The 1,836-nt window shown below is 74.3% G+C and carries 1 protein-coding gene; it reads left to right on the forward strand.

All coding sequences use genetic code 11. From position 1 onward, the window contains the following. Positions 1-169 precede the first annotated feature (169 nt). A partial coding sequence (locus tag ETD96_RS43665) for a SpnB-like Rossmann fold domain-containing protein (protein WP_171069544.1) occupies positions 170-1,836 on the forward strand: 1,667 nt, incomplete at its 3' end.

Raw genomic sequence — 1,836 nt, forward strand, 5'->3', positions numbered from 1 at the left:
AACACACACCCACGGCACCACCCCCACCTGGAACCACCAACCCGCCCACAAAACACCCACACACAAACTCCCCACCTACCCCTTCCAACACCAGCGCTACTGGCTGGATACTCCGCCCGGCAATGGAGACGTCTCCGCAGCGGGATTGACGCCCACCGGGCATCCGCTCTTGAGCACGGCGGTGGAACTCCCCGAGGGGAAGGGGACGGTTTTCACCGGCCGCCTGTCCGTCAAGGACCAGACGTGGCTGGCCGACCACGCCGTGCTGGACGCGGTCGTCCTGCCCGCCTCCGCGATCACCGAGCTCGCCCTGTTCGCCGCGCTGCGCGAAGGCGGCGACCGCGTCGAGGAACTGGCGATCCGCACCCCGCTGGTCCTCCCCGAGGACGGGTCGGTGCAGTTGCGTGTGACGGTCGCCGCCTCCGAGCTGTCCCTGCACGCGAGGGAGGCGGACGACGCCCCCTGGACTCTGCACGCCACCGGCGTGATCGGCAGCGGCGGCGAGACCGCCGAGCGGTCCGTCACGCCCGGACCCGGAGCGCGCCCGATCGACGTCGCCGGCCTCTACGACCGGCTGCTGCGGACCGGCCTCGGCCACGGCCCGGTGTTCCAGGGCGTCCGGGCGGCATGGCGCGACGGCACCGACGTGCTGGTCGAGGCGGACCTCCCCGAGGACGCCACCGCAGCGGACTTCGGCGTCCACCCGGCGCTGCTCGACGCCGTCCTACAGCCGGTGCTGCTCGACGGCGAGGGCGACGATGACGGCGCACTGCGGCTGCCCTCCGCGCTGACCGGCGTGACCCTGCTCGGCGCGCCCGGCGCGACCGCGCTCAAGGCGCGGATCTCCCCGGCCGGGGACGACGCCGTCACGGTCTTCCTCACCGACGCGGACGGCGCCCCGGTCGCCCACATGGACGCGGTGACGTTGAAGCCCTTCTCCCCCGCCGACCTGCCGCGCCGGACCGGCACCCACGACGCCCTGTTCGAGGTGGAGTGGCACGCGGTCTCCTCCCCGGCCACGGCGGCGACGGCAGGGGTCACCCTGCACCAAGACGCCGACGCGCTCCGCGCCGCTCTCGACACGGGCGCGGCAACGTCCCTGGCCGCGGTCTTGTGCGTCCAAGAGGCCACCGGCGAGGACGGCGAAACCGAACCGCCCGCGCGGACGCGCGCCCTCACGCACCGGATGCTGGCGCTGCTCCAGGACTGGATCAGCGACGAGCGGACCGCCGACACCACGCTCGCCGTCGTGACGCGCTACGCGGTCGCCGCCCGTCCGGACGAGGACGTCGCCGACCTCCCGGCCGCCGCCGTGTGGGGGCTGCTCCGCGCCGCGCAGGCCGAGCACCCCGACCGGTTCGTCCTCGTGGACCTGGACGGGACGGACGCCTCCGCCGCAGCACTGCCCGCCGCCCTCGCGACCGGGGAGCCTCAACTGGCGATCCGCGAAGGCCGCCTCTATGCCCCGCGGCTCACCCGTTCCCCGGCCGCAGACCCCGGCGACCGGCCGTCCGCGTTCGGCGACGGAACCGTCCTGATCACCGGCGGCACCGGCACCCTCGGCACCCTCCTCGCCCGCCACCTCGTCACCCACCACGACGTCCGCAAACTGACGCTCACCAGCCGACGAGGCACGGACGCCCCCGGCGCGACCGAACTCGCCGCCGAACTCACCGGCCTCGGCGCGGACGTCACCATCGCCGCCTGCGACACCGCCGACCGCGCCGCCCTCGCCGCGCTCCTCGCCGAGACGACCGACCTCACCGCCGTCGTCCACACCGCAGGACACCTCGACGACGCCACACTCCCCACCCTCACCCCCCACCACCTCGACAG

The sequence above is a fragment of the Actinomadura geliboluensis genome (assembly GCF_005889745.1).
GTDB lineage: Bacteria > Actinomycetota > Actinomycetes > Streptosporangiales > Streptosporangiaceae > Spirillospora > Spirillospora geliboluensis.